The sequence below is a fragment of the Curvibacter sp. APW13 genome, assembly GCF_032337135.1.
In the GTDB taxonomy this organism is placed as follows: Bacteria; Pseudomonadota; Gammaproteobacteria; order Burkholderiales; family Burkholderiaceae_C; genus Allorhodoferax.
Map to the genome: position 1 here is coordinate 1 of NZ_JAVXZZ010000005.1, position 24,439 is coordinate 24,439.

The 24,439-nt window shown below is 59.7% G+C and carries 26 protein-coding genes; 18 read left to right on the forward strand and 8 right to left on the reverse strand.

Annotation, left to right across the window (positions count from 1 at the left end):
- The first annotated feature begins 18 nt into the window (after positions 1–18).
- The 3 genes from RQP54_RS17600 to RQP54_RS17610 are packed head-to-tail and all read left to right on the forward strand — an operon-like array spanning position 19 to position 1,534.
- Positions 19–654, forward strand: coding sequence for a hypothetical protein (locus RQP54_RS17600; RefSeq protein ID WP_315679745.1), 636 nt, complete (start codon positions 19–21; stop codon positions 652–654).
- 36 nt (positions 655–690) lie between these two features.
- On the forward strand, positions 691–948 hold the full coding sequence (gene hfq / locus RQP54_RS17605) for an RNA chaperone Hfq (RefSeq protein ID WP_315679746.1): 258 nt from the start codon (positions 691–693) through the stop codon (positions 946–948).
- Positions 949–1,000: 52 nt separating this feature from the next.
- Positions 1,001–1,534, forward strand: coding sequence for a hypothetical protein (locus RQP54_RS17610; protein WP_315679747.1), 534 nt, complete (start codon positions 1,001–1,003; stop codon positions 1,532–1,534).
- A gap of 431 nt (positions 1,535–1,965) precedes the next feature.
- Here the strand turns inward: RQP54_RS17610 and RQP54_RS17615 are convergent, their stop codons facing one another.
- Both RQP54_RS17615 and RQP54_RS17620 read right to left on the reverse strand, forming a co-directional pair.
- Positions 1,966–3,744 (reverse strand): zinc ribbon domain-containing protein, encoded by a 1,779-nt coding sequence (locus RQP54_RS17615; protein WP_315679748.1) that lies wholly within the window; start codon positions 3,742–3,744, stop codon positions 1,966–1,968.
- A 124-nt stretch (positions 3,745–3,868) separates the two neighbouring features.
- Positions 3,869–4,531 carry a RadC family protein gene (locus RQP54_RS17620; RefSeq protein WP_315679749.1) on the reverse strand — a complete coding sequence of 221 codons (663 nt, stop codon included), beginning with the start codon at positions 4,529–4,531 and terminating at the stop codon, positions 3,869–3,871.
- A 268-nt stretch (positions 4,532–4,799) separates the two neighbouring features.
- On the opposite strand from RQP54_RS17620, the gene RQP54_RS17625 reads away from it, so the two are divergent.
- Complete coding sequence (locus tag RQP54_RS17625) at positions 4,800–5,885, forward strand: hypothetical protein (protein ID WP_315679750.1); 1,086 nt, start codon at positions 4,800–4,802, stop codon at positions 5,883–5,885.
- Positions 5,882–6,787, forward strand: coding sequence for a hypothetical protein (locus RQP54_RS17630; protein ID WP_315679751.1), 906 nt, complete (start codon positions 5,882–5,884; stop codon positions 6,785–6,787). The genes RQP54_RS17625 and RQP54_RS17630 overlap by 4 nt, the downstream gene beginning before the upstream one ends.
- A 76-nt stretch (positions 6,788–6,863) precedes the next feature.
- On the opposite strand, the gene RQP54_RS17635 is transcribed toward RQP54_RS17630, so the two are convergent.
- From RQP54_RS17635 to RQP54_RS17655, 5 genes are all read right to left on the reverse strand, one after another.
- A complete protein-coding gene (locus RQP54_RS17635; protein WP_315679752.1) occupies positions 6,864–7,652 on the reverse strand; it encodes a hypothetical protein in 789 nt (262 codons plus the stop codon).
- 242 nt (positions 7,653–7,894) lie between these two features.
- Positions 7,895–9,115 carry a hypothetical protein gene (locus RQP54_RS17640; RefSeq protein WP_315679753.1) on the reverse strand — a complete coding sequence of 407 codons (1,221 nt, stop codon included), beginning with the start codon at positions 9,113–9,115 and terminating at the stop codon, positions 7,895–7,897.
- On the reverse strand, positions 9,112–9,699 hold the full coding sequence (locus RQP54_RS17645) for a hypothetical protein (protein ID WP_315679754.1): 588 nt from the start codon (positions 9,697–9,699) through the stop codon (positions 9,112–9,114). Before RQP54_RS17645 ends, RQP54_RS17640 begins: the two co-directional genes overlap by 4 nt.
- A 209-nt stretch (positions 9,700–9,908) precedes the next feature.
- The gene (locus RQP54_RS17650) at positions 9,909–10,319 is read right to left on the reverse strand and encodes a hypothetical protein (RefSeq protein ID WP_315679755.1); all 411 of its coding nucleotides are present in this window, start codon (positions 10,317–10,319) and stop codon (positions 9,909–9,911) included.
- A 124-nt stretch (positions 10,320–10,443) separates the two neighbouring features.
- The gene (locus RQP54_RS17655; RefSeq protein WP_315679756.1) at positions 10,444–11,043 is read right to left on the reverse strand and encodes a hypothetical protein; all 600 of its coding nucleotides are present in this window, start codon (positions 11,041–11,043) and stop codon (positions 10,444–10,446) included.
- A gap of 462 nt (positions 11,044–11,505) precedes the next feature.
- On the opposite strand from RQP54_RS17655, the gene RQP54_RS17660 reads away from it, so the two are divergent.
- From RQP54_RS17660 to RQP54_RS17670, 3 genes are all read left to right on the forward strand, one after another.
- Positions 11,506–12,672: a hypothetical protein gene (locus tag RQP54_RS17660; RefSeq protein WP_315679757.1), complete on the forward strand. Its 1,167-nt coding sequence runs from the start codon at positions 11,506–11,508 to the stop codon at positions 12,670–12,672.
- Positions 12,672–13,088: a hypothetical protein gene (locus RQP54_RS17665; RefSeq protein WP_315679758.1), complete on the forward strand. Its 417-nt coding sequence runs from the start codon at positions 12,672–12,674 to the stop codon at positions 13,086–13,088. The genes RQP54_RS17660 and RQP54_RS17665 overlap by 1 nt, the downstream gene beginning before the upstream one ends.
- 173 nt (positions 13,089–13,261) lie before the next feature.
- Entirely contained in the window at positions 13,262–15,481 is a 2,220-nt protein-coding gene (locus RQP54_RS17670) for a hypothetical protein (protein WP_315679759.1), read from the forward strand.
- A 15-nt stretch (positions 15,482–15,496) separates the two neighbouring features.
- Here the strand turns inward: RQP54_RS17670 and RQP54_RS17675 are convergent, their stop codons facing one another.
- On the reverse strand, positions 15,497–16,624 hold the full coding sequence (locus tag RQP54_RS17675) for a DUF4268 domain-containing protein (RefSeq protein WP_315679760.1): 1,128 nt from the start codon (positions 16,622–16,624) through the stop codon (positions 15,497–15,499).
- A gap of 378 nt (positions 16,625–17,002) precedes the next feature.
- Between RQP54_RS17675 and RQP54_RS17680 the strand changes: the two genes are divergently transcribed.
- From RQP54_RS17680 to RQP54_RS17725, 10 genes are all read left to right on the forward strand, one after another.
- Complete coding sequence (locus RQP54_RS17680) at positions 17,003–18,601, forward strand: hypothetical protein (protein ID WP_315679761.1); 1,599 nt, start codon at positions 17,003–17,005, stop codon at positions 18,599–18,601.
- Positions 18,602–18,675: 74 nt separating this feature from the next.
- Complete coding sequence (locus RQP54_RS17685) at positions 18,676–19,053, forward strand: hypothetical protein (protein ID WP_315679762.1); 378 nt, start codon at positions 18,676–18,678, stop codon at positions 19,051–19,053.
- A gap of 58 nt (positions 19,054–19,111) precedes the next feature.
- Positions 19,112–19,828 carry a hypothetical protein gene (locus RQP54_RS17690; RefSeq protein WP_315679763.1) on the forward strand — a complete coding sequence of 239 codons (717 nt, stop codon included), beginning with the start codon at positions 19,112–19,114 and terminating at the stop codon, positions 19,826–19,828.
- A complete protein-coding gene (locus RQP54_RS17695; protein WP_315679764.1) occupies positions 19,825–20,283 on the forward strand; it encodes a hypothetical protein in 459 nt (152 codons plus the stop codon). The genes RQP54_RS17690 and RQP54_RS17695 overlap by 4 nt, the downstream gene beginning before the upstream one ends.
- Positions 20,284–20,524: 241 nt before the next feature.
- The gene (locus RQP54_RS17700; protein ID WP_315679765.1) at positions 20,525–20,692 is read left to right on the forward strand and encodes a hypothetical protein; all 168 of its coding nucleotides are present in this window, start codon (positions 20,525–20,527) and stop codon (positions 20,690–20,692) included.
- A 126-nt stretch (positions 20,693–20,818) separates the two neighbouring features.
- On the forward strand, positions 20,819–22,672 hold the full coding sequence (locus RQP54_RS17705; protein WP_315679766.1) for a phosphoadenosine phosphosulfate reductase family protein: 1,854 nt from the start codon (positions 20,819–20,821) through the stop codon (positions 22,670–22,672).
- A 259-nt stretch (positions 22,673–22,931) separates the two neighbouring features.
- Complete coding sequence (locus tag RQP54_RS17710; RefSeq protein ID WP_315679767.1) at positions 22,932–23,177, forward strand: tyrosine-type recombinase/integrase; 246 nt, start codon at positions 22,932–22,934, stop codon at positions 23,175–23,177.
- A gap of 77 nt (positions 23,178–23,254) precedes the next feature.
- Positions 23,255–23,509, forward strand: a complete 255-nt coding sequence (locus RQP54_RS17715; protein ID WP_315679768.1) for an AbrB/MazE/SpoVT family DNA-binding domain-containing protein — start codon at positions 23,255–23,257, stop codon at positions 23,507–23,509.
- Positions 23,503–23,823 carry a type II toxin-antitoxin system PemK/MazF family toxin gene (locus RQP54_RS17720; RefSeq protein WP_315679769.1) on the forward strand — a complete coding sequence of 107 codons (321 nt, stop codon included), beginning with the start codon at positions 23,503–23,505 and terminating at the stop codon, positions 23,821–23,823. The genes RQP54_RS17715 and RQP54_RS17720 overlap by 7 nt, the downstream gene beginning before the upstream one ends.
- A gap of 10 nt (positions 23,824–23,833) precedes the next feature.
- Complete coding sequence (locus tag RQP54_RS17725; protein WP_315679770.1) at positions 23,834–24,439, forward strand: hypothetical protein; 606 nt, start codon at positions 23,834–23,836, stop codon at positions 24,437–24,439.

A 24,439-nucleotide genomic window follows, 5' to 3' on the forward strand; every position in this document is an offset into this window, starting at 1 on the left:
TCCTCCCAAGAAAAACACATGAACACCGAAGGACTCATCCTCCAAGCACTGCCACCGATCGAAATTGCGATGTTCGACGATGCGCAGTTCCACCACGAACCCCGCATGCGCTTGCTGCAGCGCTGTTTCCACGACCTGCGCCGGCAGAAGGACTCCTGGGCCGCCATGGGCATGATGGGCGCCAAAGCCCGCGCCGAGGCCCACACCGGCCCCCACCTGGGCGAAGTACTGGCCCGCGCCACGCTGCCCCGCGCCACCCTGCACCCACGACACGATGTGCAGATCCGCACCGCACATACCCTGGCCAACGACCTCGGCACCGTTGTCGCAAGCCTGGGCGACATGTGCGGCCCCAGCGAAGTGCCTGACGGCGGCATCCTCTGGTGTGGCCTGGGCACCGATGAACTGCCATCCCGGCTACAGATCGTCAACGACCAGGTCTGGCTCACGGCGGTCTATGACCCGATCAAGGACGCGCACAACCCGCTCAACCGCCTGGGCTCCGTGCGGCCCCTGCACGGTGGCATGGAGGTCGCGTGCGTGTTCTGGACCATGCCCATACCGACACAGAAAGCTTTCTATAGAATCCAGGAAATTGCCGAACTCGCCCATTGGGCGCTGCGTCAACCCAAATACGCGCCCCAAGCCAGCTGATGCTGGTTCGTGCAAACCAAAAACAGAGCAACTGCAATGAAATCGACACCCAAAGAAGCAGGCACCAAGACCGCGCCGGACCTGCAGACCCTGTTCCTTGAGCAATTGATGAAGACCCGCACACCGGTGTCGTGCTTTCTGGTCAATGGCGTGCGCCTGGGCGGGACGATCGAGAGCATGGATCGTTACACCATCCTGATCACCAACACCCGCGGTGGCAGTGCCCCCCAGTTGGTCTACAAGGCAGCCATCTCCACCATCTGCCCCGAGAGCCGCGCCCCTGCTCGCAGCTGAGTAGACGGCACTGACCGGGCGCACTGCGCCTGGTCTACCGAGCGCGAACCCTATGGGAAAACCTGTCCCTTCGAGCGACGCATTGGGCCTGTGGTGGCCCAAGCCGAGCGAACCGCATTTTCTACACGTCGTTGGCCACCCGCAGGGTGCCATGACGATGTGCGACTTCCCACAACTGGTCACCAAAGGGCATGTTTTTCAGGCCGCACCGGTGATCCTGCTCTACGGCAAGCACTGGAAAAAGAACAAGGGCTTCGGTGTGAGCCACATCCTCGAAGAGCACCACAATGAAATTCCGCTGGTCAAGAAGCTCGGCCGCGTGGTGTCGACCTGCCCCAGGCATCCCACCCCGGCCGCGGTGAGCGCTGTGGCCCAGTTCGTGGCCGACATCTGTGCCAGATATGCCGATATCGCCTGTGAATACGCGGGCATGCGTGGCGACCACCGCCCGCTCATCATCAAAAGCCGCAAGGGAACCGTGGTGCTGGAGTACCGCCAGTGCAATGAGACCGCCAGCCCCTACTACTCGGTGGTGACGGCAATGTCATCCACAAAAGCAAAGGGCACCGTGATAGGTGCCCTTTAGCAAGCTGAGTTCGACAGTCGGAACATCCCTTAGTTCGAAGAGTTCGGGAACAGGTCTTGCGACCACCACTGCCAAGACGCCCCGGTCGACGTCGTGCCAAACTGAGTGGGCCAATGAGTCCGGTACAGCCCCCCAAATGTTCTTGCAAGAACCAGCGGTGCGAAGTATACCAATCGGTAAACCGTTCGTCAAAGGCTCTTGCTGCCCGACAGATATGAGCGCGAGGAGATGGACAACACTCATCCCCGCCATGTTCCGTTAATTTTGAGCCAACGGACAGGCCACTAGACCTTCAGCGCGCCTCTGCAGCACATGCTCGTCGTTCCGTTTACCAGCCAACGGACAGGCATCTAGCCTAAGTTGAGAGAAACCGCACCTTGGGCACTGTTCCGTTTACCAGCCAACGGACAGGCATCTAGCCTCTAGTTTACCTAAGTCGTTGTCATTGCAACGGTTTGCACCGTTCGCAGCACGAAATTGCGCGCATTTGTCGCGGCGTTTTCGTCCTGGTCATGCACCTGTCCACAGCCCTCGCAGGTGAACATCAAGTCCTCGATCTTTCCATGCACATGCCCGCAAGCGCAACAGGTACGGGTGTTGTCCGTGGCAGGAACGGACACGAGATCCACCTTCTCGCGCGTGGCCGTCTGCTCAATGGCCAGCCTCAGTTCACTGGGGGCTGCCCACGTACGGTGCCGGCGCGCGGTCAAGGCCAGTTCATTGTCTTCGCCCTGCGCATTGCTCGTCGCTGCAATCATGCGAAAGTCGGTATCCACCAAGCCAATCAGCCCTGCCTCGCGAACCAAATTGGCGGCGGCATTGCGGTACAGGTGCTTGCGATGATCGACGGCCTTGCGCCGGATGTGATGCGCCTGCAAGGCCAGCTTGTGGGCATGGCGTGCGTATTCCTGCATCCGCTGAGCGAATTCAACACCCAGCACCGCATCGGCTTTGGCATGGGCCTCGCACAGATCCATGAGCAAAGAGGCGTAAGCACCCTTCGCGCGCCGCACCCTTCCAACCAGACGGGTGAACCAGGCGTCTGCATCGAGGGCAGACACCGCCTCGTCGGTCATGGCAGACCGGAACCAGGCCTGAAAATCGTTCGAGAGCGCATCGAGCTCGCCACGGATGCGATCGGCGCGCTCCATACGACGGATCCAGTGTTCATCCAGCGTGACGAACCGCACCTTCTCGCCAAGTTGCATGGTGGCCACCCGCAAGGCCTTGTTGCCTTGGCCATCACGCACCAGGCGGAACCCAAAATCCACACCGGCAGCCTTCTCGGGCAAGGCCGGCAAGGGCTCGTTGTCACCTTCCTCCCGGCTGAATGTGAAGACGATCTTCCACTCAAACTGCGACACATGCTTGGTCCGGGCGAGGGTCACGGTCTTCAGTGGCGCATCGCCCGGAAAATCCCGCCCCTGGTGCATCGTCACCAAGAAGCGCAAGGTCGGGATGCTCTTGTCCTCGGCTTTGTCCCCAGCGCGCACCGTGATGATCCTGCGTACACCGCCGTCGGACTTCTCTGCCTTCATGTGCGAACCCAAGTCCGCTGCGGTCGGTGCCTCGATCTTCAACAAGGAAGTCGAGCCGCCATAGATCTTGGCAAGACTGCCGCCGTCCACCGAAAACCGCACCCCCATTGAGCCCTCGCCGTCGAATCGGTGAAAACGAAGCGTGCGCCCCTCTTTCATGGCCTTGACGCGCGCAACGTCGAACCTGGCCAACACCGTTTCCGAGTGGCACCACCACAGGTTGCAATCCGCCACTGCGGCCTTGACCTTGGCGCGTCGCGCAAGCTCTGCAGCTTCAATCAGGGGTTTGGCTGCAGCCTTGGCCCGGTCTTTGATTTCCTTCATGGACCCGCGCACAGCCTTCAGTCGTGCACTGGCATCCTTGATTGCCTGCGCGTAGTTCGGTGCGGCGTCGCTCTTCTTGGTGCGTTTGGCTGCCCGGTCCTTGTTGCGCGCCTCGATGAGCTGGTCGATCAGGGCCTGCTCGGAGTCGCCCTGGGCCTGCAGCGTCGCCAACTCGGCATCACTGTCGAGCAGTGCCTTGCGGTAGGACTCGCGCGCCTCGTTCTCGATCTCCACGAGTTGGTTCCACAGCCGGTTCTGTGCCAGGAATACCTGCGTTGCATGCTCCTGCGCCGCTTGGCCGCCCATGAGACGTGCCCCGAAAGTCCGCACCGTAACCACTTTTGCCACTACACCCTCCAGTGAATTCCACGCCGGTAATGTACCGGGCTCGTGCGGGCAAAAAAAAACCACCGCAGAGCGGTGGTTTCAGGATGGGAAGAAGCAAGGGGCTGGCGTGGAGCCGCCTGGTCGGTCACATCAATCCGGACTCGCACATCGAGCGCGCGCCGCAGCTGCCGACAATCACATGGTCCATCAAATCGACGTCGATGTGGGACAGCGACATACGAATCTTCTGCGTCAGGGCCTCATCGGCCCTGGACGGCGTCAGATCCCCGCTGGGGTGGTTGTGGTAGAGGACGACCGCGCAGGCATTGTGGGCCAGTGCAGCACGCAGGATCTGGCGTGGGTAGACGCTGGTTGCATTCACGGAGCCACGGAACATTTCGACGTCGGCCAGCAGACGCATCTGCGCATCGAGAAACAGCACACCGAACACCTCGTAGGGGAGGTGGCCGATGCGCAGGCGCAAATAGCCCTTGATGGCATCGGGCGAAGCCAGGACATCACGGGCGCGCAGTTGGCTGGCGAATGCCCGCTGCAGCAGCTCCTTGGCCACACTCAGCTGAGGGTAGGCAAGGTACTCGCCGCGGCATTCGGACACGCCCGCAACACCAGGCACAGCCGTGTGGTCGGCGTCCAGGCCGAAAACCTCATGGAGAGACTTGTTGGCCAGCAAGGCCACCGCTTGGGGGCCACACAGGGCCGACAGCAGTTCGCTATCGGTCATGCCGGCTGCGGGAACGATGGCGGCGCCCGTAGCGCCAGAGGAGAGCATGGAAGGGTTGGTAGACATTCTTGGATTCCAGGTTGAAGACCCAAGACGGACTACTGGCCCCAGGGGCAAGTGTCGCCCTGGGCAGTTGAAGCATGGTCACCGGAAGGTGGCGACCGTTGAGATATGAGTTCCCCTATGGGGAGTGGGCATTGCGCCCGAAAGAGCCTCGATTGTATCGAGCTTGGCTGACCGACCGCAATGGGCCGCACTGCCCACCGGTGAACTTGCCGTAACTATGCATGCGCCGTAGAATCTACGCGCACATAGAACTCTACACGCACGCAGAATGGCGACAGTCCAAGACCTGATGGCTTCCATCAAGGGGCATAACGCCCCCACGCTGATCCGCATCGGTGAGGGGCAAGAGCTCGTATTCGAAGCCCAAGCCCTCAAGAACACCCGCGATCTGCGCTTTCTGATGGTGGAAGCAGCGTACGCGTTGAACAAGGCACCCGACCTTCAGCGCGCAAGCATCGCGGTCAAGACCGGCTCCACGCTATCGCAGCATGCCATCCAGACGGAAATTCAGCAGTTCCTTGCCCTGTGCCAGCCACCGATCGCCAATCGCCTGCAAATCGTCGATCTGCGCACCAAAGGTAGCGACACGCACTATTGGTCCAACGAGGTCTTGAGTCGATACCTGGACGAAAGCCAGCCCCCAAAACCCACCAAGGCCAGCCAGGAAGCCGTAATCGCCACCCTGCTGCAACGGTACTTGCGCGGGAATCTGCCCGGGCTGAGTCTGGAGGATCTGGCAAAGCAGACTGGTGCCGGCATCGCCACGGTGTACCTCGCCATCCAGCGCTACCAGACTTGCATCGAACGAACGCCCCACGGTGGCAAGATGCTGCTGCGCCTGCACCACTTCACCCGCAATGACTGGCGCCAATGGATTGAGCGCAGCAACCGGCTCTCCAGCGTGCATTTCATCGACCGCTCGGGCATGCCGCGCAGTGCCACGCGGCTGGCCAAGGCCCTGGCCCGGCTGCAGCGCGATGATCTGGCCATCGGCGGCATGATGGGGGCCATGCACCACCTCCCGGCACTCGATGCCACCGCCGCGCCACAGCTGGACATCCTGCTTCATGGATCGCCGCGCGCCGACCTATCGTTCATCGAACAGATCGACCCCGGGTTGAAGCTGACCAAAGACCCGCACGATCCCGCGCACGTCGTGGTGCACTTCATTGACAGGCCGCAATCGCTGTTTGAGCGTGAGGGAGAACACAACTGGGGAGCTTTACCGGACTGCATCGCCAACATGCAGCGGGCACGCCAGACCCACCAGGTCGAGGATGCGATCAATCTGATCCGACAGGCACATCAGGCCGAAACGAACGGCACTACAAGCCAGCAAGGGAGCGGCAAGTGACCCAGATCCTCAACGCCAATGCCGTTCTGCACCGACTCAGCCGGGAGCTGCCCGCGGCCTGCCGCGACCAGGTCATCATCGTTGGCAGCTTGGCCGCCGCAGCCCAACTCATTGCAGGCGACGAAACCGAACTGCGTACCAAGGACATTGACGGGATGATTGCACCCAGTGCCTGCGTGGTGGCCACCGGGTCAAGCTTGGCCACCACCTTGCTGGAGCGGGGCTGGCAGGCACAGGTCGACACCGACCGGTTTGCCCACCCGGCCGATGCCATGACCCCTGACGACAAATTGCCCGTGGTACGCCTGCGCCCACCCGGCAAGGACAAGGACGAATGGTTCCTGGAGCTGCTCGGTGCGCCGCCCGTGCTGGCCGCCGACGCACAAGGCCGCACACGCCGCTCGGAGCGCGTGCAAACACCCTCCAGCGACTTCGAGATCCCCAGCTTTGCCTACCTCGGGGTGACCCAATTCCGCCCGGTGCGCCACGAGAGCCAACTGCTGCTTGCGCGAGTCGAGATGATGGCGCTGTCCAATCTGCTGCACCACCCCAGCATTACCGATGGACGCATGCACGAGCCGATGGATGGGCTACGAATCAAGCGCGCCAACAAGGACCTCGGACGTGTCATTGCATTGGCGGTGCTGAGCGATCTGCAGGTCGAGGATGTGGTGCGGGGCTGGCCAGCCCTTTGGCGCCAAGCCATGCAGGAGCTCGATGCGCCGGCGCAAACCGTGGAGATGCTGCGCAGTGTCAACGCGGGCGTTCACCAGTTGCTGCAAAGCCCCGACGATCGCATGGAAGCCTTGCACGCACTCAACAACGGGCTGCTGTCGAGCCGCCCCTGGACTGACCAACAGCTGGAGATAGCCATTCGACGCTACCTGCTGTGGGTTGAATGAGCAAAAAAAAGCCCCGCCACCAATCCGAAGATCAGGGCGGGGCTTAGTCGATGGGGTGTCAGCGGCCGGTACCGGTTCAGCTGCAGGTGGATTCCAGAATGGAGGTTCCCGGCGGAGAAACACCCGGGTCCAGCACCATGCACAGACAGGCATCTACCTTCGGCTCATCCGCGGTGCCCAGCATGTCGATGGCATGGGCCGCAGGCAACTGGTTTTGGCTACCGGTAGCGATCTGCATGGCATGCTGGTGCAGCGCCAACGGATCGGAGACCGTCACGAGGATGGACACATTGCGCGCCTTGCTGCGAGCAAAGCAGGAAGCGCCCTTGGCATCGACATCCAGACGCAGCGCGGGCTGCAAGGCCGGGGATGCTGGGGCAGACGTGCGCGGCTTGACGCGTTCTTCCAGGTAGAGCTGGTAGGAGGCATCCAGCGCTTCGAAGACATTGACGCCGTGCTGGTCGCACCAATGGCGAATGTCAGCCAGCAAACTGGCCGCCAAGGATTGGCGACCATCGTCCGGATCGACATCTGCCAGCGGCGCGTAGAGCTCCGTCATCAGATCGATGCGCGCAGCGCGCGCCTGCAGCGTCGCATCGCCGTCGGGCAACACATCGACCGGTGCCAGGTGCCGCGCATTTGCAAACAGCTCCAGCTCGAACGAGGTGCCATGCACATCGACCACCTGAAAGCAGTTCGTGTCCTCAAACGTCAGGGGCTGGTCATCGAACACAGCGGATTCATCTTTGCCGCACCAATACAGCGTCCATTGCTGGCCGTCAGAGTGCAAGGCATTGACTTCAAACCCGTCAATCCGGGCGGTAGCGCACGCTTCCAAGAGCGCAAACAGGGTAGTGGTTTTCATGAAAGGCCTTTCGAGAAGAAAAGCCCAAGACACGCACAGGCCCATCGGGCGAGAGCACGCCCTGGGCAGTGGTGGGGATTGACCGGCAATCGGTCAGGGGAGGGGGCGACGACACCGGGAGGTGCCATTGCCAAAGAAAAGGGGGTATGAGTGACGCCGTACAGGCGCTGGCAGCAAGCCAAAAAGCAGAGCCATTGTAGCCCCGTGGCCATGCCACGACAACGCCCGCGAGGACAGTCAGTTCAGTCGTGCAGGTCGATTTGCCGGGGCCATGCCAGTGCAGGCGTGTTGGAAGGCCAGACGAAGCGCTGGAACACGCCGAAGGGCACCACATCGGCCAGCAGCGCAGCCAACGCATCGGCATCGAGCTCCCCGTGCAGCGCCAAGCGTCGGTGCAGCGTCACAAAAACCGCCTCATTGGCACGCAGAAAGCCGATCGCCTCCTGCAGCAGCCACTGGCGGAACAGGGTCAGGACCCGCGCGTTGTGCTGTACCTCGGCCTCCCCGGCGGGCTTGTCGAACAGGTAAAACCCATGCTCGACCATCGGGTAGTGGACCAGGTACGCACGGGCCAACGGCTCGAATGCGTCCAGATCACCGCTGGAGATCGGGGCATGCAGACCTCGGCCCACCTGCTCGCCGGCCATGCCGCCTACCAACATCCCCAGTTGAATGACCGTGGAGGTCTGCGTCTGGTGGAAGAGGGTGAACTGTTCGGACAAAGACTCGAATGCGCTGACTGCGCCGCCGATGAGATCCTCTCCGCCGAAGGAGGCCTCTTCCATGTTCCAGGAAACCTCCTCCCTGATCCATGCGAACGTGTCCTCGGGCAACACATTGCCCAGTCCGAAGAACATGGCATGGCCGGCCTCATGCATGGCCAAAAACTGCTTTTGTTCGGCGCCCACGGTGCGCTTGTAGCGAGCCAATGCCTTGCGGGTCATGCCGAACCCGGTAAAGCGGTTCCAGGCCGCCTCCTGTATCGCCAAGAGCTGCTGCACAGACGGCCACACGATCCACGTGATCAGGCTCAGACTGCCAAGCATCCAGTACGCCAGCGCCCCAGGCATCTGCAGACTGACGCCGATGATGGCCGCGGCCACCGGAATGCGGATCAGCATCGACAGGTAGCCGGCGCGAAACCCCGCCGCCATCAGGGCGGCATTGAACGTGGCCAGCAGATTGGTCAGGGCCAGTATCGTGAATGCCAGCGCGGCACCAGCGATGACCGTGAAAACCGCCAACGCGCGGGCGTCCAGGGTCTGTGCATCGAAATCCGGCAATGGAGCCATGAACAGGCCCAGTACGCCAACTCCCACCAACACCGCACGCCAGGCACGCACCAGCGCGACGAACCGCGCGGGATGGGACACGACTTGGCTGCGAATGTCACGCAAGAACAGCGCAATGGCCTTGGGCCATCCAACATGACTCGCCAATTGCCGCAGGGAAGCCAGCTTCACGGCCAGATCTGGTTGTTCGAATCAATGTCCAGCTCGGTCGCGGGGCGGCATATCACGACCTCATCAGCGTCACCGCCGACATTGACCACACCATCGAGCGCATGCTGCAGGCACCAGGCTCGCAATGCGGCCTTCATTTTTCCGTGATTCACATCGCAATAACGCAGCGTGAAGTCATTCATGCTTGCACCATCAAAATCCGCCATCTTCAAAGGACGCCGAACACGCAAGCACAGACGGTGCGCACTGCAATTGTTGGTTTGGGCCCATTCTTTGGCAATGATCGCATAGCGGGTTGCCTTGGCCTGGTTGCGCGTGCACCACAGTGCTTTTTCGTCGATGATGTCCGTGGCACTGGCGATGATGCCCTCATGCCAGATCAGCGTACCCGGTCCCAGGGTAACGATGACAGCGCCACTGACGGACCAGATGGCCAATAGCGCACTGGCCTGCTCCTGGGAGAGCGGGCTGGGAGTGACTGGCGCAGCCGGGGCCGTCATCGCAGGCGCACAGGACTGGACAGCGCTTGTCTTGGGCGCAAAAAGGCGCGACACGAAATCGGCCAAGGCACGAAAAACGGACATGCGCGGTTTCCTAACGTAGTCGGGTTTGGAAGGCAGCCCAGCACTTGGCACAGCGCCACTTGCCAGCAGAGGTTTCAACACCCCCATTGACGGGTCTCGGTGCCTTGCAGGACCCGATGCAAAAGCGTTGGGCGACTGGGGCTGGCAGCGTCTCATCGGCTTGTCTGCCTTGGGGAACTTTGCGGGCGTTCATGCAACAGACGGACGGTTCAGCGGACGCTGGCGCGCACCTTCCCATTGGTGTTGTCGCCGATCAGGTCGACCCGTTGGCCGATCTGGAACTGCTCCTGCGTATCCTGTTCAACGACCGCAATCAAGCCGCTGTCCAGGCGCAACGTGATGCGCAGTCGCTGCTCGGGTCGGGTGAGGTGTTTTGCGGCCTGACTGCCCAGCGCAGCGCCAGCGGTACCAGCCAACGCCCGTGTGCTCCAGTCGCTGTCCTTGGTCAGCCATGCACCGGCAATGCCGCCAGCGAGACCACCGAGCAATTGCGCGGTGCCGCCCGATGGGTTTTCGGGAGAGAACACCTGCAGGTCCGTAATGACCCCGGGGCGCACCAAGGCGGACGATCCCACTTCCGCAGCAGCAGGAGAGGGATGGGCGCTGGTTGGGGCTGGCACGGTTGGCGATGGCACAGCCCCCTGGGGCTGCCCAGCACCCAATGCCATGGCGCAAGAGCATGCCACGGCCAGGCACGTCGGTATCGTCAGGCGTAGAAGTGAGCGCGCGATCATGGCTGCCCCGTCAGAAGCGCAGGCGCATCTTGGCCTCGGCGCCCAACTTGTAGTCCCAGGTTGCAGTGCGTTTGCCAAAAAGCAACATGGACCGGCTGGGCTCCACGGTAGCGGACACTACCTTGGCGTTGTCGGGCAGGTGGATGCGTATGACGCCCTCGGGCTTGATGCCAAGGCTCTTGTAAACAGGCTCTGCGTTGGTGCCGGTCTGCATCACCGCATCGGTGTTGCCCGAGAGGTCACGGAATACACCAAAGATCGGCATGTCAGCCAGCAACTGGTCCTTGCGCGCGGAACGCACCGCCTTGATCTGGAAGCGGCCATCCCCCAGGTACTTGGCTGACTGGAACTCGGGTCGCTTGCCAAGTGCCTCAGCGATCTGGCGCATGTTCGACTCCTGCTGCGCAGACAACCCCTGCTTGGTCGCCTGCATCTGCTGCAGCGCCTCGCTGATAAACACCTTGCCTTCAAACGTGAGATCCACGCTGCCGTCTTCGTGGAAATCGACATCGAGGGTGAACTTCTCGGGATAGAAGCAGCCACCCAAGGCGGTAACGAGGGCCAGCATCGACAGCCAGCGCAAAGAATGGGTAAAGAATCGAAGGGACATCTTGCGAGCGACAGAAAAGGGTCTTTATAATGCAGTCCGGGGCGGGCCTGCTGTGGCCCGTTGTTCCGGTGAAGAGCAATCAACATTGGTTCAAGGCTGCCGGACCTTTACGGGTTCCTTTCGACCGCAGTCAACAGCACTTAGAAGCGCCGAAAGGCGCTTTTTTGTTTTTGCCTGCACCAAAAACGGGCGAGACGATGATAGGTTGACGAAACCCCCTGAATTGGTATTTTTGACAGGTGCAAAAGTGGCATCGGTGGCATAAAATGCTGCTTCTACAAACGCCGGCGGGCGACTGACGCTACTCAAACCCTTGCAACGAGGGAATCTACACAGCCCCACAAGGGAGGCTGTCTAGTTGATATTGAGTAGCGCTTTGACCACAAACTCCAATTTTCAACTGCCGTTGACGCCCGCGCCTGGTGGGCATTGGCTCCTCGGTAACGCATGGTGTTCCCGATGATGACGGCGTTCACCGATACATCCCGGCCCATGGAAGGCCAGCAACCAACGTCCAGGTTGGAATGGCTGGCGCACGCGGCGTTGCACACCATGCAGCTGCTTCGCATCGGCCCGTTTGGCAACCAGCAACGCATGTGGCAGCAGGCCATGGAGTCATCGGGCCACCTGCTAAGCAGCCAGATCCCCCTGTATGAGGCGTTCGCCAAGTACGAGCGGGAAGGCAAGCACGAAGCCGGCTACGCATTGCGCAGCTGGCAGAACCAAGTCATCGAGCCTGCGCTGTCGATGGTGGCCGACATTCTCAGCGATCTGCATGTCTTCAGTGACCACCCGTTGATCGTCCAGCGCGGGTTGTTCCAAAGCGGGTTGTTGCCAGGACAGGCGGCCAGCCGCATTCTGGATTCGCGCGTGAGCGTAGCCGCGGCCGTGGCCAAGCTGCTCGAAGGCGAGTCCATCCAGACCTTGCGCTGCCCGCCGAAGTGGAGAGACGCAGGCTGGATCAAGCAATCTCCCGCCTACGTATCCTGGCAGATCGACGCCCTGCGAGGCCATCCGCAGCAGCCGGTGGTGTATCCGGTGAGCAACGCCCAGTGGAGCATCGACATCCGTCGCTGGAACGCGCCATTGCGTGTCACGCTCAACGCCCAGGTGTTCGATGCTGATGTACAGCAAAGGCTGTGGACCCTCAACCACGTCAAGGTGATCGGCACCATGCTGTGGCACCCGAAGATTCCGTCGATCAGCAATGCTTTGCTGCGCAACATCGCCAACACCGATCCGGCAGAGAAGGGCATCGCTGAACTCTCGCGCTACCTAAAGGAGCACGAAATCGAGGCGATCGCAGGGCCCATCGTTCTGATCGACGCCATCGAGAAATCGAACGACGTTGCCCACCCGGAGGTGGTGCACGCCATGCAATCGCTGGTCGATGCGCTCTTGAAGGTGCACCTGCCCGGCCAGAAGGTCGGAACGATTGTCTGGAATGCCCTGCCGGCACCCTGGTTGTATCCCCCTGCGCGCGACGAGTTGGTTCCCGACGACTGGAATGCCTACGAGGCCGCCTGTGCCACGGTGTCACAAGCTCTCAGTCGCATCTCGGCAGGCCTGCGTGAGCAGCAGGGGCATGCCATGACCAGCATCAATCTTCAATGGGAGCGTCGGCGCTGATGGTCTCAGTAGCAAAAGCAGTTCGCAAGATCGTCCACCGGTTGGTCAACGCAAGGGAGCCGGTAGACAGTGAGATCCCGAGTGAGCTCATCGTGCCAAGTCGCGCCGAGCGCGAGCAGGACTTGGAGCAAACCCTGCAGGCGATAGCCCGCAACCAGTTCGGCCTGCCGGTCAAGGTTGCTGTCTTCAAGCGCGTCAAGAGCAATCGGGGGCAGGTGCTCGCCCTGGTTCGCATGCAAGCTCCCGACCTGCCAGCCCCACAGGACCCACAACAGTTCGTGCAACAACTCGTCTTGGCGTTCAACACGCGGGCCAAGTACAGCTTCCAAAAGCACATTGACTATGCCATCTGGAGTGACCTGGAGAGCAACCCCACACAGGTACACAGCCAGTGGGACGTTGTGCACCGCACGTAGCGCATCAAAAAATCAGAATTGGATGCGAAAGTTCAATTCAAAGTGCGAAAGTTCAATTCAGAAATGCGAAAAGTCGCACATGAATTGAACGATTCCGGAACTGGCGAGTCAACCCAATCCGCAGCCCGCTCCGTTATGCTTTGGCAAACAATCAAACGCATGGCAGGGTGGACGTGAAACAAACCGAGGGTGCAGCAGCAGGACCAGACAAGGCCGCTGATTGGGTCGATCGTAGCCATCGGCTCATGGCCTGGGCGGTGACAGCCGCTGAGCGGCGCGCAACCTACATCGGCAGTTTGCGCACCGACCAGACCGGACTGGCCTGTCAGTGTGTCTGCCCGGCGTGTGGTGGCCAGCTGCAGGCCGTCAACGCCGGCAAGAGCCTGCAGGATCTGCCAGCGGGCAAGTCGCTTCGACCGCACTTTCGGCACCACACCGGCCAGCAACAGGACTCATGCCTGGTTAGAACTTCCCAGCTCGTGGCGCTGCAGTTGCTCGTGCAGGAAAAGGTCATCCATCTCCCAGCGCAGACCAGTCGCTGGACAGTGGGGGGCGCCAGCGGGCAGATGTACACCGGCACGGCCACCAGTGCGGGGTTTGCGGCGCGTATCGTAGAGCGCCAATGGGTAGACGAGCATGAGGCCAAAATCACGCTGGACAATGGCCGGGTGGTCTGGTTGCGGCTGTTCGGCACTACGGGAGTGGGCGTGCCAGACAGCGGCGACGGTGTCGTGACCGTCCAGGTTGACGATCCGGAAGTGGCCACGTGGCCGATTGAGAAGATCCTGCAGTACGCCCAGCTCACCGGCGCGTGGATGTGTTGGGAAAAGCATTGGCAGGATTCGGAGCTTGAAGAGCAGGCCCGGATGGCGGCCGAAAAGGAGGCGCAACACTGGTGTGACCAGATCCCTCCAGACTTGGATCTACCGGAAGGGCTGACGCACGCTCAACGCTCGGAAAGTGTCTTGCATTGGCTCATCAAGGGTATCTTGGAGAAGGCCCAATACTTGGCTACGCCAGACTTCCATGACACCGTGACACGCTACATGCCTGACCAGGACAGGGAGACGCGCGGGGTCTACCTTGAAGAAAAGGTGTATCGCATCAGCAATGCGCGACTGGAACACCGCCTGCAGGGAGTGATACCCGATGTGATCTGTACTGCGTCGCATGGACAGGAGTCCATGGAACTGATGATCGAGGTGGCGGTTACCCACAAGGTCGATCACGCCAAGTCCGCGCGCATCCGCAGTCTGGGGCTGGCCTGCATGGAGATCGACACTCAGCGCTTGGGCAAAAGCGGACGAACCACTGTGGATGAACTCCGTGCCATGGTGCTCAACCACACCAAGAACAAGACTTGGATTTTTCATCCGGAGATTGAGAATCGCCGCCGTTCGGCGGAACAGTATCTCGCGGAGATGTACGCCGAGCAGGCAAGGGATCTGGCCGAGGAACAGGCGCGCACGGAATGGCTTCGGACCCTCAATGATGAGGACTTGCTGCAGGAATACCTGCAGCTTTTGCGCCAAATATGGGCTGGTCATACCCCACGCGACAGTCAAGGCAGGATGTGCCTGCCTACCGATCTCGTGAACCAACTGGAGGAGCGCAAGTTTCGGGGAATGGACGCCACCGCCATCACCGTAAAGCGGGGTCTGCTCTGGATGCTGGATGCCATCGTCAACCAGACTGCGCAGGACAGTCCCGTGGCGCTTTTGGAAGAGGCAATGACCGCATCGGGACCGATTCGTCTGGAGTCCTACGTGACCATCATCGGGGCAGCGATCAACATGTACGCGCCTCCAGTGACCACAGATGAAAGAGAGCGGATGCAGAAACTGCGCGGCATCATCAAGCAATCCGTGGCCCTTGGGGAGGCGACCTACACACGAACCACCCAGTATGACAGGGCGATGTACACGCTTTTCCCGCTCCTGCAGGAGCCGCTGCAGACCAACAAAGGTACGCAGGAAGTTGCTTCGCGCGTGCGTTTGCAACGACACATGCAGCAGCGCGAGCAGGAACAAAAGCAAAGGGAACTGCAAGAGCGAGAACAAGCCACTAGGGAGCGGGAAGAAGAGTTGCGAACCCGCTTCGATGAAATCTCCCTCTACTACGGGTGGATGCCCCGAGAAGGCTGGCCGCACGATCTGGCAACCACGGAAAAGCACGTGGGGCAAAGTACCAGCCGAAATGACATTGTGCGTACGCTTCCTTGGACAAAGGTGTTGGAGTCCGCATGGCAGGCCAGAGAGGCCGGGCACACCCTCACGCAATGGCTGCAAGCACAGAGTCCAAAGAGCGTCTATGACATAGATATTCGACTGCGCTTGCTGCAATCAGCCTGGATGCTGCACAAGAAAAAACCGCAGAGGGTTGTCAGCCGGTAGGTGCTGGATTCGGAGTCAGTGTGCGGTTTGTCCCAAACTGGCTCGGACAGCAGCGATATGGGGTGCAAGAGCCTTCTCCAGCCGTGGCATGTGATCAACAAGCCATGCAATCATCTCGGGCCAGTTCTCCTGGTTTCGTCCATCAAAGGCCTTGGAGTAGGTAATGGCGCTGGCCTTTAAGTCATCCATCCGCAGCCACTCCAACGGTGCACCAAACACAGACTCAACCTGTTCCTTCTTGGCGTGCAACGCATCGAATATCCGTTTGTTGACTTCAACGGATTCACGCTTGTCAATGTAGAGGCGAACGCGGATTTCCTCAAACCGGAAGATCATCTCGTACCAGAGACCGGCGATACCGGAACCGGTACCTGAAGTGCCGCGACCGCTGGGCGTCACATTGTCGAAAATCCGGCACGACGACTCCTTCATGGCCTTCAGAGTGGCGGACCAGAACGCCAGCCGGATCGTTTGTGCTTCGCCAACGGCGCGCTCACTTGCCTGCTCGGCCGCTTCTTTCTCTGCCAGGCCAATCATGTAATCGGCCGCTTCTGGCATCGGAATTACTTGGTCGATGCGGAACAGGATCTCGTTGCCCAGTTTGTAGCTACCAACCTTGAAGCACTTGAGCTGCAGCCCGTGGCCCAGTAGCCACATGACGGTCGACGTGACCTCCTTGCGAAACTTGGTGGCCACCATGAACACACGCTGGGTATTGCCGGCGTTCAGGCGCAACTCGTCGATCTCAGTGCCGTCGTAGAACTCGATAAGCTTTTCCCGAGCGTTGCCGCCACCATGGCGATCAAGATAGCGTTGGTAGATCTCGACGATCTGATCCCGTTTGAGGCTGGAGCAATAGGAGGCGTACTTCAAGGCCTGCCAAACAACATCCCGGCCAGAGTCCAGCTTGTTCTCGATCACCACCAGTTGCTGGTTTTTGTCCAAGGCGAGCAGGTCCAGTCGTTCGCTGGTTTCGTCAAAGCCGTCGAACTCTTTCTGGATGATGAGCAGCTCTTCGCCCAACGCGGAAGGGGTGGCAGCAAGCCACTCCTGCAGGTGCTTGCGTTCCTGGAAGCCAAAATCATTCAGGCTGCGTTCCTCCAGGGCAATGATTCGATTGTTTTCTTGGTCAATTTTGTACACGGAAGCCTCCTTGCGGCGCCGGTGCTTTGGGCACGGCCTGATGTGCACAGCATACAGCCTGAGCCGCGCCGCTGGCTTGTGCATCAGGGCCGGTTGAGGTGATAATGCAGGCTCTTTCCGGTCGGTGCATTCGCATCGCCAAACTCATATTTCTCAACCCTGCAGGGCTCCCCGAGTCGCTGTAGCGGCCACCAGGGGCCCCATCACGGAGTTCCCAGCGGTGAAAACACCTCACCAAAGCTTCAGCCAGCGCCTCTAGCGTTGGCTTCGCCCTGCACTGCAGGGCACCCTCCATGCCCATGCGGGACACATCGTCCCGTGGGGCTGGTGTGTCTGCATGGGTTGTTCAACATCGGCGTGAGAGCGCCAAGGACACCTATGTACACCATCAAAAACACGCAAGTCAGCATCAGCGTCAATTCGCTGGTTCAAGCCATCTTCCTGCTCAATGATCGTTCGACTGAGAACGACCTGATTCGCTTCCGGCTCAATGATCCGCTGCACCTCGAAGCCTACGACGGCCGCCAATGGCCGGTGGCCTACCAGACCGGCGGCTACATGGGCTACCCCAAACTGCACGACGGCCAGTCCGCTCTGGATTGGCTCGACCGCATGCTGGTGGAGGTTCGCCTGCAGACCATTGCAGCGGACGGCACCGTATTGCCGCCGCAGCGCATGGCGCGCAGTGTGTGGAACGGACTGCAATCGCTGCATGAGTTGGTCAAGGGATACGGGGAGATGTTCACCCAGCAGCAACGCCAGAAAGACCTCCCCACCACAGACCTTGGGCAAGAACCACTGATCACCGCCTATACAGGCAAGTTCACGACCTATTTCGGCTATGGCCCTCGGGGGCCTGGTCGCAACGTGATGCAAAGCGGCAACCACGAGTGGCATGTCGCCCATGCTTTGCTGCGCGGTGAAGACCTGCCGCAGGACATCTTGGACGACTACGCCACGATTGACTGGGTGCGCTCAAGCAATGTACGTGAAGTGGATTGGGTTGAGCACCTGTTGCAAAAGCCTTTTCTGCGTGGGCGCTTCAAGCACGGCCACCATCTGCGCTTCGTCATGGACATTGCGGGCAAGCCCGACTGCAGCTACAAGGAAGTCACCGCCGAGAATGCGGGCTACCTGGCCAGCATGCTCAACGGTTTGCCGAATCAAGATCCGTGGCGCGAGATGGACGATCTGTTCTACGAAAAGGGAATCCTGACGCTACGGCCTCCCTACGATCTCGAACTGCCAACGCTGGATGACGGCGTCGCCGTCGATGATCTGGCGCGAGCCATTCACACCGAAATCGTCAACAAGGCGCGCAAGGACCAGCTCGCCTACGTGGAAGAGCGCATCGCCCAAGGGGCAACCCAACGGGATGTGGACTACCAGCGCCGTCGTGTGGACACCATCGAGCGTGAGCACAGTTTTGCCTACCCCAACAAGGTTGCCAGAGCAGTGAAGGCGCGCGACATGCACTTCCTGGTGGAGGTTTTGGATTCATCGAACAACGTGTCCACGCGGCGTGCCATCAAGCGCGTGTACGGCATCGAGCTCGAACGTCTGGCCTCTGCCAAGCGCATCCGCGAAATCTTCCGCCTCGCCGGCTACAACGATGATGCTGAGTATGCGCAAGCGCGCGCCCTGTACGACACCCAAGTGGCGACAGCCAAGGCGGAGCAGCAGGCGCAGCAAGCCATCAAGGATCGCGAGCGTCAGCGTCAGAACCTGACGAACGCGATGAACGCCAAGCGGGTCACATTCGAAGGCGAAAGCATGACCATGGCGGCATTTCTCCAGCGCGTCATTGCCGCAGGCCACAACCGCGTGACCAAGGGGCAGCGTGGTGCCGTGCCACGGTACTACCTGACCAATGACGCTGGCCAGGGCTACGTGCTCGATGCCAAGAACGGCGAACTGGACTACGCCCGCATGCTCCTGGAGCAGGTGGACATCGACCGGACTGCCGCGACCAAGTAACTCACTTCAACCCTCAGGGGCCCACCAGCCCCTGGGGCTGGCTGTGGCCCTGCAACACCCTCGCAGGAGAACCCATGACCACCAACGCTGTGTATAGCAGCCCGGCAGCCATTCGCTTGGCCAAGCAAGCCACCCAAGCGGCCAAGGCCGAACTCGATGCCACTCCACGCCATCTGCTGGACCGTGGCAATCCCAACCATCCCGACAACTTCAACGGCCTCACCACGAAGCAGTTCGAAGTCGGCGGCGTGAAATTCAGCGCAGTGCGGTTTGATCGTCCGATCCCGCACTGGCGCGTCCGCACCGATGAAAACGGTGTGGTCTTCGAAGCCGGTGCCGGTGGAATTTCCAACGTCAGCGTGCCCAAGATGCAAGCCAGTTTGCAGGAACTGCTGGACCGCGTGTCCGGTGGAGACGTTGCCGACTTTCGCCGCCGCTTGAGCCTCGCCTGACCCATCCCACCCCCCAACAGCCAGCCCCAGTGCTGGCTTCATTTTTTAGGAGCATCCCATGATGAAAGAGAAATTGGATCGTACAAAACAATTCCAGCCAAGCCCTACGCAAATTGCCGCAGCGCAGCTGGTCTTCATGGCCATGGCCTTGTTGCAGACCATTGAACCCATCGTGGCTGCGTACAAGAACGCGATACTGGCCGAAGGGCAATGGCGCATCGGTCGGCATCAGGACCGCCTCGGCGACGAGGTTGTCACCGACCACAAGCAGGCATATCTGCTCAATGACGAGGATTTCGCCACCTACGACGCGCTGTGCAAGCTGGCCCGTGATCGGCTGGGCCTTGTCGTGGAAGATCCCGAGCAATGCCCTCTATTGGTGGCACAGGACGTTTTGGTGCAGACCCAGATGCTTCTCGTCTCCGAAATGGAGCCGGTGAAAAACATCACCTGGGACATGTTGCTCAATCGTGGTTTGGCAACACTGCACGAGTACATCGAGCTGACCCTCAAGCTGCTGGCACCGTACTGCAAGAGCACTCTCGCTCCGCCGCAGCACCACTGGTTGCTGGCCTGGCGCGACCATGTTCGTGCAGGGCGTGCGAAGACTTGTGGGCATGAAACGGGCGTGAACACGTGCAGTCGCCCTGGGCAGTCTGGCATGACGGTGATGGACTGCGTACGCTGCAAAAGCGGCACGCAACAGAATCGCTTTGCCTGGTTGTCGCATCGGCTGACTGTTCTGACGCGAGCCAACGCAAAGGAGGCAGCGTGAACACCACAGACATCGATCTGGCCCAGTTCCAGATCATCCATGCGCGTGTGCCCCAACGGCCATACTTCGATCCAGACCCCCTGCGTGCACTGTTGCAGATGCTGGAGTCCCAACCGCTTGATCCACGTTGCGATATGCGCGATCTGAGCGAGTGGGGCTCTGGTGAAGAGCAGATGCCATTCCGGGGCGCTTGCTGGGGACACTGCAAGTACGTGCCGATTGAGGGAATCCACCACCAGCGCCGCCTCGTTGCCACCAAGCCGATTCACCCAGACCATCCTGAGGCTGTGCGGTTCTGGGGGAATTTCTTCGAGTACAGCTTTTCATTCGAGCTGGATACCGACGACAAGGCGTTGATTGCCTTTCTGGATGCGCGCATAGCCGAGAACATGGCCACGCCGGCATACCAAGCCGCCAAAGACAAGATTGCGCAGCGCCTGAAGCGTTGCCATTGAAAGCCTAACTGAAGACCCTGTATGTGCGCCGTGATGGCCGGATACAGGGTCTTTTTTGTTGCCCATTCATTCGCCATTCGCTAAACTCAGAACCTCTTTCGTGGCGCAATGCCCACTCCCTTCTCGGGAACTCATATCAACCGGACGTGCTGTACAGCACGACCAATCATCAACTGCCCAGGGCGACTCTTGCCCCTGGGGCCAGTAGTCCGTCAGGGCCTTTCAAAAGGAAGTACGGACCATGCCGAAAAAACCCAAGCAACCGCCAGTGCACGAAGTTCGATTTCTCGAAAAAGTACGCGACCTGGTTGCAAGCTCAGACAGAGCTCGCGAAGAAGCGGAGAGCTACGCTGAAATGATCTCTGACCCCGGGCTCAAGGCGCAAGCCGAGAAGCTTTTGGACCGCTAGTCAGCAACAGCAGGCCTTTGGCCTCACCCGACCGCTAGCCGGTCACTTTACCAACTGCCCGGGGCGAACATTTGCCCTATGGGCGGGCGTTCTTACTTGGGCTTCCAACAAGCAAAGGAGAACGCAATGCAAATCGGTACACCCGAGGGCAGCGCAATTGCGCCTGGTTCACAGGCTTTCATCAACCTCAAGGATTCCATCCACGAACGCATTGAAACAGCCATTCAAACGATCCAGAACTTGATCGGGCAGGGCTACGCGATTGTCATGACGCTGAGTTCCGGGAAAGATAGTTCAACCACCACGATGCTCGCTCTTGAAGCAATCCGACGCATGAAAGGGATCAAGCAGGCACCGCACTTTATTTCGTCGTCTTCGACCTCGGTCGAGAATCCAGAAATCGAGAATGCATTACTGCAGATGCACGAGGACATCGCCGCATGGGTGTCGAAGCACGAATTGCCAGTTCAGGTTCGAATGGTCGAGCCGCACGCAGCATCTCGCTTTGTGGTCAATGTGGTTGGTCGTGGCACTTTGCCGCGATTCGTCGAAAACGGCTCAAAGCGCACATGCTCTCAGGACTGGAAGGTCAAGCCACAGCAGCGCCTGGCCCAGGAAATCATCGACAGCGTGCTTGCCGATGGGTTCAAGGAGACGGTGACTGTTTTGGGCACGCGATTTGACGAGTCCTCACATCGCCAGGCAGCCATGCGCCGCCGCGGTGATGATGACATGCGCCCAGTGCGCAACCCGGACGGGTTTCTCACTCTTTCCCTGATCGCCCAATGGTCTGAAAGTGACGTGTGGGATTTCCTGTCGATGTTCCTGGTCGATGAAACCACGCCCTTTGATTCCTACGTCGAGGCCGGCGCGGTTCGCCGCATGCTGGACCTCTATCGTGACGGAAACGAAGGCACTTGCGGCATGTTCATGTCCGATGGACGCCGGGCACCGTGCGGCAGTCGATTCGGATGCTGGACCTGCACGATCACTGGTGATCGTGACAAGTCGATGGAGTCGATGCTCAACGCAGACCCACGATACGAATACATGCGCGGTCTGTCCGACTTCCGAAACTTCCTGATCGCTACACAGTGGGACATGGGGCGTCGGGAGTTGGTAGGCAGGACGCTGAGCGATGTCGGACACATCGCAGTTCGTCCCGATGTCTACAACCTGCGCATGCGACAAGACATGCTGGGGTACTTGATCACCCTGGACGTTCTCGAAGAGGAACGGGCACAGCGCATGGAAGACGATGTTGCAATGGGGCTCGTGCCGGCGACCAGTGAAAACCTGCGGATGTGTGAACCTCAGTTTCGTATTGTTCGCGAGTCTGACTTGGTGCTGGTCGACTTCTTTTGGTCGATGCATCACTACGCCAGTTCGGCCTTTCCGGCGCTGCAGATCTGGTACGAGATCCGCACACTGGGGCGTCGCTACACGATTCCGCGGCTGGCAAAAATCGAACGCGACGGGCGCGAGATTGAGCGGCGATGGGTTGCGGTGGGGGCGTGGAATCAGGACGCCCCCGTCGACGGCTTGCGTGACTACAAAGCTGAACTCTGGAATCCATACCTGCATCCCGATCGCCCCGTCAAGAACATGCAGCTCGGCAACGAGCGCTTGGTCTACCACGAGACGGGAGACACGCTGCAGGTTGAAGCGTGTGACGCGGTCTTGTTTTTGGACACGTACTGTAGTGGCGACATGCCGTTTCAGACGCAGCATCACGCAGCTATTGAATCCGCAAGGTTCTGGTTGAATGAGTCGATCATCAAGCTGCCACAGGGAATGGCGGGTCGGTATCAAGAAATGGCCAAGCGGGGCCAGTACTTTGCCAACTTGGCAGAGAGGCTGAACCTGACACCGCAGGAAATGGATCGCTATCTGAAGGAACACTCGATTTCGGAAGGCGAGCACAATGCGCTCTTGCAATCACTAGGGTCCGTGCCAGATCCACAGTTCGATCTGTTTTGAGCGCGGCGCATGGGCCTCTCTGAACTGGGCCCGATGACAGCCTGAATAGACACAACACCCCCGCACCTGGTTACGACCAGGTCGCGGGGTTTTTTTTTGCTCACGCGAATGGATCGTAAATGGAAAGAACAAGTTTGCTTGCAAAGCCCGTCGCTGCAAAGGCTGCCTAACCGTGGATTGCTTCCGCACCTGCCCCTGATCTGGAGCCGCTGGTGTGGCGGGCACTCGCAAAACACCAAGCGGCGCACCCTGGTAACGGGTGAACTGCGCGAGTACAAGGCCAACGATAGTACAGGTCCACGTCACCAAACTCTACCGCAATGCCGGTTTGCGCGGCGGTAGCAGCCACTCTGGGCGGCGTACCTTTGCCTCGCGTGTACTGGAACAGACCGGCGAAATAGAGGTGGTGCGCAACCTACTGGGGCACGACGACATTTCGTGCACGGAGCGCTACTTGGACGTGCGACCAGCTACGCTGGAAGCGATGTTTGCGGATGCAGTGTAATGTAGTCACATTGTTAGAACATCGGGATTTGACTAATGCAGTCCAATGTTGTAACATTGTTTTAACTGGAGTCATTCATGGAAATTGCAATTCGGAACATCGGGAACAGCAAAGGGGTTGTGCTGCCAAAGCCGTTTCTGGCCCAGGTCGGGCTGGATGGACAGGCGACAGCAAGCATCGATGTCGAAAACGGGGCCATCGTTTTGCGTAAGCCTGCAAAAGCAGTTCGTGCTGGCTGGGCAGAGGCGGCAGCGGCCGTGTCGGCAAAGGGTGGCGATGCTCTACTGATGGGTGAGTTCGGCAACGCAGAAGATACGGAGATGGCTTGGTGAAGCGCGGCGAAATCTGGCTCGTGAACCTGGACCCGACCGTGGGCAGCGAAATCAAGAAGTCACGCCCCTGCGTGGTGGTGTCCCCGGCAGAATTGAATGACAACCTGCGAACTGTGATCGTGGCGCCCATGACTTCGAAGGGCTTTGCCGCTCCGTTTCGAGTGCCAGTGACACACGCCGGAACCAAGGGCTTGATCGTGCTCGATCAGCTTCGGACGGTGGACAAAGTGCGTTTGGCCAAGAAGCTGGGCGCTGTGTCCGCAAAGACGTTAACTGCGGCGTTGGTGACTCTGCAGGAAGTATTCACAGAGTAAGAAGGAAACCATGATTGGGATAGTTGGACTACTGATCGGAGTGTTAGGGGTGACCGTGGCATTTTGGCCGAAGATTAGCTGGGTTCTGTATCAACGAAGAGTGTTCGCGGCTTATACGCAAAAGGCAGCAGAACGCTGGCATCAACTCAGATTCGCCGGTGTGACTGAGATTGCCATAGTGTCCACGTTACTGAACGAGTCTACGTTGAAGTTCAGGCAAGCGTGGCTAAAAACCGGGCAGCCCTCTGCCATGACGCAGGCATACCAAAATTTATGCGAACAATATTGCAGCAAGCTAGAGTCTTTGGCCAATGACGCAGGCACCATTCCGAAGCCAACGGCACACTATGCAATTCTTCGGTACAGACGCGCGGTGGTCGCTGCCTTGCGGCTGCGGACGTCTATGTTCAGGGATGTTTGTCCATTATTTATCCTGATTACAGGTATGGCGTTGATGGGCTACCACCTCCAGTCAGAGGTGGATTCAGTTGAGCTTCAACAGGCAACAGAACAAAACACTTGCGTTGCTGAACAAGTACGCTATTGGCGCGACCTGCAAAAAAGGACACCCAGCGAGATCATCTTTGCCGCAATTAAAGCGTCATGTTCTGAATAG

Coding starts and splice junctions, on each gene's coding strand:
- RQP54_RS17690 (WP_315679763.1), top strand. CDS start 19,112: ATGATGAAAGAGAAATTGGATCGTACAAAACAATTCCAGCCAAGCCCT.
- RQP54_RS17680 (WP_315679761.1), top strand. CDS start 17,003: ATGTACACCATCAAAAACACGCAAGTCAGCATCAGCGTCAATTCGCTG.
- hfq (WP_315679746.1), top strand. CDS start 691: ATGAAATCGACACCCAAAGAAGCAGGCACCAAGACCGCGCCGGACCTG.
- RQP54_RS17645 (WP_315679754.1), bottom strand. CDS start 9,699: ATGTCCGTTTTTCGTGCCTTGGCCGATTTCGTGTCGCGCCTTTTTGCG.
- RQP54_RS17665 (WP_315679758.1), top strand. CDS start 12,672: ATGGTCTCAGTAGCAAAAGCAGTTCGCAAGATCGTCCACCGGTTGGTC.
- RQP54_RS17610 (WP_315679747.1), top strand. CDS start 1,001: ATGGGAAAACCTGTCCCTTCGAGCGACGCATTGGGCCTGTGGTGGCCC.
- RQP54_RS17725 (WP_315679770.1), top strand. CDS start 23,834: ATGATTGGGATAGTTGGACTACTGATCGGAGTGTTAGGGGTGACCGTG.
- RQP54_RS17600 (WP_315679745.1), top strand. CDS start 19: ATGAACACCGAAGGACTCATCCTCCAAGCACTGCCACCGATCGAAATT.
- RQP54_RS17625 (WP_315679750.1), top strand. CDS start 4,800: ATGGCGACAGTCCAAGACCTGATGGCTTCCATCAAGGGGCATAACGCC.
- RQP54_RS17655 (WP_315679756.1), bottom strand. CDS start 11,043: ATGTCCCTTCGATTCTTTACCCATTCTTTGCGCTGGCTGTCGATGCTG.
- RQP54_RS17715 (WP_315679768.1), top strand. CDS start 23,255: ATGGAAATTGCAATTCGGAACATCGGGAACAGCAAAGGGGTTGTGCTG.
- RQP54_RS17620 (WP_315679749.1), bottom strand. CDS start 4,531: ATGTCTACCAACCCTTCCATGCTCTCCTCTGGCGCTACGGGCGCCGCC.
- RQP54_RS17660 (WP_315679757.1), top strand. CDS start 11,506: ATGACGGCGTTCACCGATACATCCCGGCCCATGGAAGGCCAGCAACCA.
- RQP54_RS17635 (WP_315679752.1), bottom strand. CDS start 7,652: ATGAAAACCACTACCCTGTTTGCGCTCTTGGAAGCGTGCGCTACCGCC.
- RQP54_RS17685 (WP_315679762.1), top strand. CDS start 18,676: ATGACCACCAACGCTGTGTATAGCAGCCCGGCAGCCATTCGCTTGGCC.
- RQP54_RS17700 (WP_315679765.1), top strand. CDS start 20,525: ATGCCGAAAAAACCCAAGCAACCGCCAGTGCACGAAGTTCGATTTCTC.
- RQP54_RS17705 (WP_315679766.1), top strand. CDS start 20,819: ATGCAAATCGGTACACCCGAGGGCAGCGCAATTGCGCCTGGTTCACAG.